Below are 8039 nucleotides of genomic sequence, written 5' to 3'. Positions count from 1 at the left end.
GCCGAGGGCGCCCGCACTCCGGCGGAGTCCGTGCGGGCCCCCTCGGCCGCGCCGCCCCATCGGCCCACGTTCACCCGAGGGACACTGGGCGTCTCCCGCTACCAGGAGTCGGGGTACGCGGCCACGGTGACCTCGGTGGCCGCCCAAGGACACCAGCTGACCGTGGCCTTGCGCGCCAGGGGTAAGTCGGACCTGCGGGAGGCGAACACCACGTGCCTCGAAGTGCACGGCTCAGACGGGACGTTCACCGTGCATCCGTTCGCGCAGAACGCAGAGACAGCCCGGCCCGGCGCCTTCGACGGAACCCTGACCTTTCCCCTGCTCGTGTCGGGAAGGTACGCCCTGCGGTACTCCTGCCGGAGCGACTACTCGGCGGTCGACCTGGGCACGGCTCGTGTGCCGCACATCAGCATCTCCCGCTACAGCGACGAGTACTTCGCCGTGATCCTCTCGACGGACCGCACATCCCGCGGGCTCCAGCTGGTGTTCGCCTCCACCGGAAGAACAGACCTTCGGGACCCCCGCACCTCGTGCCTGAACCGGGGCGGCGCGGAAGAGTACCCGGTGAACGTCCGGCTGGACCGCAGCGAGACGACGCTCGATCACTACCACTTCGGCGTCATGGACTTCCCGCCCGTCGCGGCGAACAGCAGCTTCACCTACTCGTGTTTCCCCGACTATAGTGCCGCGCCCCTGACCTGACGAGTTGATGGCTCCGCTTGATGGCTCCGACCTCATGACGACCACTCAAAGTTTCGTATCAACGCCGCATTGTGATTGACGCTCCGGTCCCGCACTGTGATCTGCCATGGACAACGGATCGCAGGCGGGGGAGATCGTCCTGGTCGAACTGAGGAACGTACGCGAGACGACCATCGGCACGATCAAGCAGCTCACCTCTCTCGGGACAGTCGCCCTGATCGCCCTGGTGGCGGCGGCGGTGCTCGCCGTACGAGCCGTCGTGCTCCGCCCCGAGATGCGCCGGAACACGAGCATCGCCTGGGCCTTCGGCGTCTTCTGGCCGCGCGCCTCACACCCCTTCGCGCCGGCTGCCTGGACCGCACGGGCCGTGCCCGAACTCACGCACCGCATCAAGCACCTGCTCGACTCGGACACTGACACGGGCACGGACACACGGATCCTGGTGCACGCGCACTCCATGGGGGCCGCGTTCGCCGTGGCCGCGCTGTGGCAGATCCCCTCCGCACTCCGCCCGCGTATCGCCCTGTTGACCACGGGAAGCCCGATCAGCAGGGTGTTCAAACGCCACTATCCCGGCTATGTCACCGTCGAGTCCCTCGAGTCGCTCGTCCGCGGTGGAGAGGGGGACGAAGGACTCGGCTCCGCGCCTGGACCAACGTCTACCGTCCGACCGACCCGTTGGCCGGCCCGACCGGGATCCGTGGTGTGAGGGAGCTGAAGTGGATGGACGGGGTGGATGCCAGCAACGAGCGGTCCCATGCCCGTACCCCTGCCCAGCCCGTCTTCTGGCCCCTGGAGCGGCACTACGGATACCGCCGCGACCCGCGGATCGCGGAGGTCCGCCGACAGATCCTGAACGATCTGGTCGGGCCCACTCGTCCCTCGCCGCCCACGGTGGTTCCTCCCGCTCCGCGCCGGCCCACGCCCACGCCCAGACCTGTGACGGGCTCGCCGGACGGTGCCGTCGGCGGCTGAGGTCCAGCCGCCGACCGGTACCGCCCGCACGATGACGAGCTGCGGTGGGTCAGATGCCGCCGGTGTTGAGCAGTCGGTTGGGGGTGTCGGCGCGGACGCCCCGCACGACGCCACGGGTGGCCGTACGGTCGAGCCAGACGTGCACCTCGTCGGCCGTGGCGCGGGGGTGGGCCGACAGGTACAGCGCGATCACGCCGGTCGCGTGCGGCGCGGCCCAGGACGTCGCGCCGAACTCCTCGGTGACCGTACCGCCGCCGGCGAGGGCGGCGGTGACCTTCTGGCCGGGGGCGTACAGGTCCACGCACCGCCCGTAGCCCGATCCGTGGGAGGCGGTGTCGTTCCAGACCCGGTCCTTCGAGGTGGAGGCCGCGACGACGATCGTGCCGCGGACGCCGGCCGGGGAGTGCTTGCAGGCGTCGTCGCGGAAGTTGCCGGCCGACACCACCGTCGGGATCCCCGCGTCGACCATCTTCTTCACCGCGGCGTCCAGGGCCGCCGACCGGCGGTCGAGGTTGAGCGACATGTTCACCACCGCGGGCTTCTGCGCGTGGGCGGTGACCCACTTGACCGACTTCACCAGGGCCGCCTCGGCCGCCGCCTGGGAGCCGCCGCCGTCGCTCTCGCACAGGATGCCCTGGACGCGTACGAGTTCCGCCTTGGGCGCCACGCCGTACTTCGCCCCGCCGATGACGCCCGCGACGAAGGTGCCGTGGCCGACGCCCTCTTCGCTGAAGCAGTCACCGGAGTCCTTCGGACCGACGAAGTCGGCTCCGCGGTGAGCGCGTCCGCCGAACTCCTTGTGGGAGATGTCCATCCCCGTGTCGATCACATAGACGTGAACGCCCTTGCCCGTGGCTTTGGTGGTGAACTTGCCGTTCAAGGGCCGCGCGCGCTGGTCCAGGATGTCCAGGTTCCACGGCACCTTCCGGGTGAGGGGCGACGCCGCGGTCTGCGCCAGCCCGGACGACTTTCCCTCGATGTCGGGCGAGGTCGAGGCCGCGCCGGACGGCGCCCCGTCCCCGGTGTGCGCCGAGGACTCCCCCGTGCGGGACGTCCCGCGGCCCCCCTCGGCCGCCGCACCGGCTTCGCCGCCGCAGGCCGAGGCCCCGAGCACCGTCAGCATGGCCATCACCACAAGTCCGGCCTTTGTCACGTTCCGCGCCACAACGTCCCCCATGGTCCTCTTCGCGCACAGTCAGCGCACTAGACGACGAGGGAGGGGTGGGCGGTTCCGGCCAGGTGTGCGGGCGGGTCGGGTACACGACGAGGCGTTCGCCGGGGATTCGACGGGGAGACGTCGGCGGCGGCATGTTTCGTACGCTGGGCGGCATGCGCATGCGCCCCACCTTGAGCTGGTCTCCCGCCGAGGACCTTCCGCCGGGCACCACGGATCTCGGACCCGTCGCCGACGCCCTGGGTTCCGGTGGTGTGCTGGTGCTCAGTGGGGCGGGCATCTCCACGGAGTCGGGCATCCCCGACTACCGCGGCGAGGGCGGCAGCCTGAGCCGGCACACCCCGATGACCTACCAGGACTTCACGGCGAGCGCCCAGGCGCGGCGCCGGTACTGGGCGCGCAGCCACCTCGGCTGGCGCACCTTCGGGCGCGCACGCCCCAACGCCGGACACCGTGCCGTGGCCGCGTTCGGGCGGCACGGCCTGCTCTCGGGTGTGATCACCCAGAACGTCGACGGTCTGCACCAGGCCGCCGGCAGTGAGGCGGTCGTGGAACTGCACGGAAGCCTGGACCGGGTCGTCTGCCTCTCCTGCGGCGCGTTCAGTCCGCGCCGGGAACTCGCCCGGCGGCTGGAGGAGGCCAACGAGGGCTTCGCGCCGGTGGCCGCCGGGATCAACCCGGACGGCGACGCCGATCTCACCGACGAACAAGTCGGGGACTTCCGTGTCGTGCCGTGTGTCGCCTGCGGCGGCATCCTCAAGCCGGACGTGGTGTTCTTCGGGGAGGCCGTTCCGCCGCAGCGGGTCGAACACTGCCGCTCCCTGGTCCGCCGGGCGACGTGCCTGCTGGTCCTGGGCTCCTCTTTGACGGTGATGTCGGGGCTCCGGTTCGTCCGCCAGGCGGCCGAGGCGGGGACGCCCGTACTGATCGTCAACCGGGACGCCACTCGGGGTGACCGGCACGCCGTCACCCGGGTCGCCCTCCCCCTGGGAGCGGCCCTCACCACGGTGGCCGACTGTCTGGGCGTGCCCGTCGACGACGGCGTGGCCTCCGGGGCGGCGTAGCGCTCAGGCCGAGCGTTACGGGCTACGCCGGGGGCCGCATGCTCCACCTGATCGCCCTGGTCAGGGCGTGGCCCGTGAGCGGTATCGCGACGCCCTCCAGGCCGGGGAGGTGAGGGAGGCCCAACAGGGTGCGGGCCCACTCCGGGAGGGAGGTCACCGCGTTGGCGGCGAGCAGGGCGTAGGCGGGCCGGGCGGCGAGCGGCAGCGGTGGGTGGATCAGCAGGAAGCGCGCGGCCGCCCTGCTCTCCGGTGTGGCACGGAGTTCCGGACGGTACGCGGCGAGGCGCGAGTCGAGTTCCGCCCGGGTGCGGGGCGGGTCCGGCACTCCAAGGGCCGTCGCCACCTTCGCCGTGTCGGCCACGTAGGCGTCGTAGTCGGCGGAGGAGAGGGTCCGCGCCCCGAAGCGTTCGTGGGCGCGGAGGAAGCTGTCCGTCTCGGTGATGTGCACCCATTCGAGCAGATGGGGGTCGCCGGCCAGGTAGTGCTCGCCCTCCGTCGTCGTCCCCCTGACCCGCTCGTGGATCGCGCGGACCCGTTCGACCGCGCTGCGGGCGTCGTCGGCGGTTCCGAAGGTCGTCACGGCCAGGAACGTACTGGTGCGTTGCAGTCGTCCCCAGGGGTCGCCGCGATATCCGGAGTGGGCGGCCACGGCGGCCATGGCCAGCGGGTGCAGGGACTGCAGCAGTAGGGCCCGCAGTCCGCCGATGAACATGGAGGCGTCGCCGTGCACGACGCGGATGGGCCGCTCCGGGCCGAACCAGCGCGGGCCCGGAGTGTTGTGGATGCGGGCACGGTTCGCGGGACCGTCCGGCCCCGCGACGCGCCGGAAGAGTGCAGTGCCGAGCCTGTCCCGCACGCCCGAGACCGTGAGGACGTCCCTGTCCATGGTCCTATTCTGCGTCGTCGTCGGCGAGAAAACAGGTGGCGGTGTTCGTCGGGGCGTCCGCCGAATGCCGGACCGCCTCGTGTGAGCGGGCGGGTGGCGTGGCAGCGATCCTGTATGTCCCTGGTGATCACGCGTGCCGGCCCGGTCGAGGTGCTGCGATGCCCGTGACCACCCGTACGGTTCCGGCGCGCCCCGGATCGCCGTCCGCGCCCGCGCTGCTCGTCGCCGCCCACGGCGGGCCCGCCCTCGCGGTCACCGCTGTCGCGGCCCTGCTCGCACTGCGTGCCGAGCTGCGCCCGTTCGACGTCGTCGCCGTCACCTCGGCGGTGTTCACCGGTCAGCTCACCATCGGCTGGGGCAACGATCTGCTGGATCTCCGTCGTGATCGCGCCGTCGGTCGCGCCGACAAGCCGCTGGCCACCGGAGTCCTCCCGGTCGGGCGGGTGGTGACGGCCCTGGTCGTGGCGGCATGCGCCTGCCTGGTGCTGTCCGTGCTGGCCGACTGGCGGAGCGCGCTGCTCAACGCGACCCTCGCCACCGGTGCGGGCCACGCCTACAACCTGGGGCTCAAGGCGACCGTGTGGTCCTGGGCACCGTACGCCTGCGCTTTCGGGACGCTGCCCTCGGTCGTCACGCTCGCCGACCCGACCCGGGGCTGGGCCCCGCTGTGGATGACCGGCGCGAGCGCCACGCTCGGAGTGGGGGCGCACCTGCTCAACACGCTGCCCGATCTCGTCGACGACGAACGGACCGGTGTCCGCGGCCTCCCCCACCGGATCGGGGAACGCCGCTCACGCATCCTTGCCGCCGTGCTGCTGTCCGCGGCCTCGCTGCTCGCCGTGCTCGGCCCCGCGGGAACGCCGCCGGCCTGGGCCTGGGCGGTGCTCGCCCTGGTGACGGTCCTGGTACTGCTCACGCTGGTCGCCCCGGCCCGTACTCCCTTCCGCGCCGCGGTGGCCATCGCCCTCCTCGATGTCTTCCTGCTCTTGGCGGCCGGTGGATGACCCCGGCAGCCGTCCACGACGTCTTAGGAACTCAGAGGACCTACAGGAGCCACAGGGCCACAGGGCCACAGGGCCACAGGGCCACAGGGCCACAGGGCCACAGGAGCAACGGGAGCAACGGGAGCAACGGGAGACAGCATGAGCACGCGCATCGTCAGCGTTCGCGGCGTCCTGCCGGAACATCGTCATCGGCAGGAGGACATCACCGAGTTAGTCACCACCACCATGATGGCCGAGGAGGCCGCCAGACACGGCGTCGTCGAACGGATGCACCGCAATGTGTGCGTCGAGACCCGGCACACCGTGCTGCCGCTGGAGGAGTACGCCCGGCTCGAGGACTTCGGCCAGTCGAACGACGTCTTCATCCGAGCCGGCGTCGAACTCGGCGCTCGCGCGGTCGTGGACGCGCTCAAGGGCGTGGGCCTCACACCGGCCGACGTCGACTACATCGTGTCGTGCACGGTGACCGGCCTGGCCGTCCCCTCGCTGGAGGCCCGTGTCGCGGCGGAGATCGGGCTGCGTCCCGATGTGGTGCGCCTGCCCCTGGTCGGCCTGGGCTGCGTGGCGGGAGCCGCCGGTGTCGCCCGTCTGCACGACCTGCTGCGCGGTCGCCCGGACGGGGTCGCGGTGCTGATGTCGGTCGAGCTGTGCTCGCTCACGCTGCAGCGCACCGACACCTCGGCCGCCAACATCGTGGCCGGCGGGCTGTTCGGGGACGGCGCCGCGGCGGTGGTCGCCGTGGGAACGGAGCACCCGCTCGCGCAGTCCGACGACCCGGCCCGCCCGGAGGTCCTCGCATCACGCAGCCGCCTCTACCCCGACTCGGAACGCATGATGGGCTGGGACGTGGGTGCCGGAGGGCTGAAGATCGTGCTCGATCCCTCCGTCCCCGACCTGGTGCGTCACCACGTGGGAGAAGACGTCCGCGGCTTCCTCGCCGACCACGGGCTGGCCAGCGACGACCTCGGCTGGTACGTGGCGCACCCCGGCGGGCCCAAGGTGCTGGAAGCGCTGCAGGACGCCCTCGGGGTCGAGCGGGACGCGCTGCGCATGACCTGGGACTCGTTGCGCAGGATCGGCAACCTGTCCTCGTCCTCGGTACTGCACGTCCTGGCGGACACGCTGGCCGAGCGTCCGCCCCCGCCGGGCTCCCACGGGCTCATGCTCGCCATGGGGCCGGGCTTCTGCTCCGAGTTCGTACTCCTGCGCGCTCCGGGGGGTGCGCCGTGAGCAGCGAGGCCCTGTTCACCGTCCTGGTGCTGGCGGTCGGCCTGGAGCGGGTCGCCGAGCTGGTCGTTTCCCGGCGCAACGCCGCCCTGAGCTTCGCGCGGGGCGGCGTGGAGGCCGGGCGGGGGCACTACCCGTTCATGGTGGTCCTGCACACGGGTCTGCTCGTCGGCGCGCTCGCGGAGGTGTGGCTGCGCCGACCGGACGCTGTGGCGGTCCTCGCCTGGACCATGCTCGCTGTCGTCGCGGCCTCGCAGGCGTTGCGATGGTGGTGCATCACCACCCTGGGACGGCAGTGGAACACCCGGGTGATCGTCGTGCCGGGCGCCGCGCGCGTGGCGGACGGCCCCTACCGCTGGATTCCGCATCCCAACTACGTCGCCGTCGTCGCTGAGGGGCTCGCACTCCCCCTGGTGCATTCGGCCTGGGTCACGGCGATCGCCTTCACCGCGCTGAACGGGTTCCTGCTCGCCGCCCGCATCCGCACCGAGGACGCCGCCCTGGCCCAACTGACCTGAAGGAGAGCACCCATGGACCTGCTCGTCGTCGGCGGAGGCCCAGCGGGCCTGGCCAGCGCCCTGCACGCGGCCCGCGCCGGGCTCGACGTCGCCGTGTGGGAGCAACGCGCGGGCACCGTCGACAAGGCGTGCGGCGAAGGGTTGATGCCCGGCGCCGTCACCGCCCTGGCGGCGCTCGGTCTGCACCCGCCCGGCCATGCCCTGCGCGGCATCCGCTATGTGGCCGAACGGCACCGGGTCGACGCGGACTTCGCGGCGAGCACCGCCTCACGCAGCGCCGCGTGCAGCGTCGTACGACGGACGCCCCGGCCGGGGCCCGCCGCGAAGTCCGCGTCGACCCGGTGCCGTTCGGCCACATAGCGGATGCCGCGCAGGGCATGGCCGGGCGGGTGCAGACCGAGCGCCGCCAGGGCGGTGACGGCGCCGGGCATCAACCCTTCGCCGCACGCCTTGTCGACGGTGCCCGCGCGTTGCTCCCACACGGCGACG

The 8039-nt window shown here is 72.0% G+C and carries 9 protein-coding genes and 2 pseudogenes; 8 read left to right on the top strand and 3 right to left on the bottom strand.

All coding sequences use genetic code 11. The features are described from left to right. The 3 genes from AOK23_RS32250 to AOK23_RS48190 all read left to right on the top strand — a co-directional run. A partial coding sequence (locus AOK23_RS32250) for a hypothetical protein (RefSeq protein ID WP_206336352.1) occupies positions 1-702 on the top strand: 702 nt, incomplete at its 5' end. A gap of 106 nt (positions 703-808) precedes the next feature. Beyond that, entirely contained in the window at positions 809-1411 is a 603-nt protein-coding gene (locus AOK23_RS32245) for a hypothetical protein (RefSeq protein ID WP_055716095.1), read from the top strand. A gap of 14 nt (positions 1412-1425) precedes the next feature. Continuing rightward, entirely contained in the window at positions 1426-1677 is a 252-nt protein-coding gene (locus tag AOK23_RS48190) for a hypothetical protein (protein ID WP_157878221.1), read from the top strand. A gap of 49 nt (positions 1678-1726) precedes the next feature. Here AOK23_RS48190 and AOK23_RS32240 read toward each other — a convergent pair whose 3' ends face one another. After that, complete coding sequence (locus AOK23_RS32240) at positions 1727-2854, bottom strand: S8 family peptidase (RefSeq protein WP_055716094.1); 1128 nt, start codon at positions 2852-2854, stop codon at positions 1727-1729. Between the two features lie 152 nt (positions 2855-3006). On the opposite strand from AOK23_RS32240, the gene AOK23_RS32235 reads away from it, so the two are divergent. Further along, on the top strand, positions 3007-3915 hold the full coding sequence (locus tag AOK23_RS32235) for an NAD-dependent protein deacetylase (protein ID WP_055716097.1): 909 nt from the start codon (positions 3007-3009) through the stop codon (positions 3913-3915). Positions 3916-3937: 22 nt separating this feature from the next. On the opposite strand, the gene AOK23_RS32230 is transcribed toward AOK23_RS32235, so the two are convergent. After that, entirely contained in the window at positions 3938-4801 is an 864-nt protein-coding gene (locus AOK23_RS32230) for an oxygenase MpaB family protein (RefSeq protein WP_055716093.1), read from the bottom strand. Positions 4802-4959: 158 nt separating this feature from the next. On the opposite strand from AOK23_RS32230, the gene AOK23_RS32225 reads away from it, so the two are divergent. From AOK23_RS32225 to AOK23_RS32210, 4 genes and pseudogenes are all read left to right on the top strand, one after another. After that, the gene (locus AOK23_RS32225) at positions 4960-5805 is read left to right on the top strand and encodes a UbiA family prenyltransferase (RefSeq protein ID WP_055716092.1); all 846 of its coding nucleotides are present in this window, start codon (positions 4960-4962) and stop codon (positions 5803-5805) included. Positions 5806-5943: 138 nt separating this feature from the next. Continuing rightward, a complete protein-coding gene (locus AOK23_RS32220) occupies positions 5944-7035 on the top strand; it encodes a type III polyketide synthase (protein WP_055716091.1) in 1092 nt (363 codons plus the stop codon). Continuing rightward, positions 7032-7550 carry an isoprenylcysteine carboxyl methyltransferase family protein gene (locus AOK23_RS32215; RefSeq protein ID WP_055716090.1) on the top strand — a complete coding sequence of 173 codons (519 nt, stop codon included), beginning with the start codon at positions 7032-7034 and terminating at the stop codon, positions 7548-7550. Before AOK23_RS32220 ends, AOK23_RS32215 begins: the two co-directional genes overlap by 4 nt. Before the next feature lie 12 nt (positions 7551-7562). Further along, positions 7563-7802 (top strand): annotated as a pseudogene (locus AOK23_RS32210) (NAD(P)/FAD-dependent oxidoreductase); the annotation flags it as partial. Here AOK23_RS32210 and AOK23_RS49050 read toward each other — a convergent pair. Then, positions 7802-8039, bottom strand: a pseudogene (locus tag AOK23_RS49050) (NAD(P)/FAD-dependent oxidoreductase); the annotation flags it as partial. The pseudogenes AOK23_RS32210 and AOK23_RS49050 overlap by 1 nt on opposite strands.

Source organism: Streptomyces torulosus (assembly GCF_001419765.1).
Lineage (GTDB): Bacteria > Actinomycetota > Actinomycetes > Streptomycetales > Streptomycetaceae > Streptomyces > Streptomyces torulosus.
The sequence above is the reverse complement of the archived record's forward strand: the minus strand, read 5'-3'. Positions and strand labels throughout refer to the sequence as shown.